The 1,283-nt window shown below is 54.0% G+C and carries 1 protein-coding gene; it reads left to right on the forward strand.

Going from position 1 to position 1,283, the window contains the following annotated elements; genetic code table 11:
* Positions 1-1,127, forward strand: a 1,127-nt coding sequence (wbaP, locus tag QMM04_RS22540) for an undecaprenyl-phosphate galactose phosphotransferase WbaP (protein ID WP_282997111.1), incomplete at its 5' end; no start/stop codon positions are given.
* Positions 1,128-1,283: the final 156 nt, after the last annotated feature.

Raw genomic sequence — 1,283 nt, forward strand, 5'->3', positions numbered from 1 at the left:
CAATTTCAGCATTATCACAATGGCAGATGTCCCGTTTTGTCTGGGTATTAACGTGGATTTTAGCACTGGTGCTGATTCCGCTGGCGCGCGCTATTTCCAAACGCGTACTGAATCATTTCGGTATGTGGAAAAAGCAAACCATTATTATTGGCAGCAACCGTAACGCGCAGGAAGCCTGGCAGGCGCTGCAGAGCGAAGAGGTGATGGGCTTTGATGTGATCGCCTTCTTCGACGTCGATGGCAGCTGCCCGCAGGCCAGCATCTCCGGTGTACCGGTGCTGCATAACGAGCAGGAGCTGTGGCAGCTGACCAACAGCGAAACCCAGTTCATCGTCGCGGTTGAGTTTGAGCAGAGTCAGCACCGCGACCGCTGGCTGAAAATGCTGGCGATGCATAACTGTCGCTCGGTCTCGGTTATCCCGACGTTGCGCGGCGTGCCGCTGTACGGCACCGATATGGCTTACATCTTCAGCCATGAAGTAATGATTCTGCGTGTGAATAACAACCTGGCGAAACGCACCTCGCGTGTCCTGAAGCGGGCATTCGATATCGTCGGCGCGCTCAGCATCATCATCGCGCTGTCGCCTGCGCTGCTGGTGCTCGGCTTCATGGTTGGCCGTGATGGCGGACCACCGATTTACGGTCACGAACGTGTGGGTCTCAACGGCCGCAAGTTCAAGTGCCTGAAGTTCCGCTCGATGGTAATTAACTCGAAAGAGGTGCTGGAAGAGGTGCTGCGCACCGACCCGGTAGCCCGCGCCGAGTGGGACAAAGATTTCAAACTGAAAAACGATCCACGTATTACCAAAGTCGGTCATTTCATCCGTAAAACCAGTCTGGATGAGTTGCCGCAGCTGTGGAACGTCGTGCGCGGTGACATGAGCCTCGTTGGCCCGCGCCCGGTGATTGAAGATGAACTCTGCCGTTATGCCGGTGATGTTGATTATTACCTGATGGCAAAGCCAGGCATGACGGGATTGTGGCAGGTCAGCGGTCGTAACGACGTTGACTATGAGACGCGCGTCTATTTCGATTCGTGGTATGTCAAAAACTGGTCGCTGTGGAATGACATCGCGATTCTGTTTAAGACGGTCGGCGTGGTACTCAAACGCGACGGCGCTTATTGATAGACAGCAAGGGCAGGGGACGAAATAACGTTCCCGCCTGATAACTGCCGGTGCTGGGAGTGTCTGTCACTGATAACTGCCATTATCTAGCACGAACAGAGAGGGTTATAAAGCCTCTTAACGAAAAACCACTATACTTGAAGGCGTCTGCAACCA

It is taken from the genome of Pantoea sp. Pa-EAmG (assembly GCF_030024295.1).
Classification (GTDB): domain Bacteria; phylum Pseudomonadota; class Gammaproteobacteria; order Enterobacterales; family Enterobacteriaceae; genus Pantoea; species Pantoea dispersa.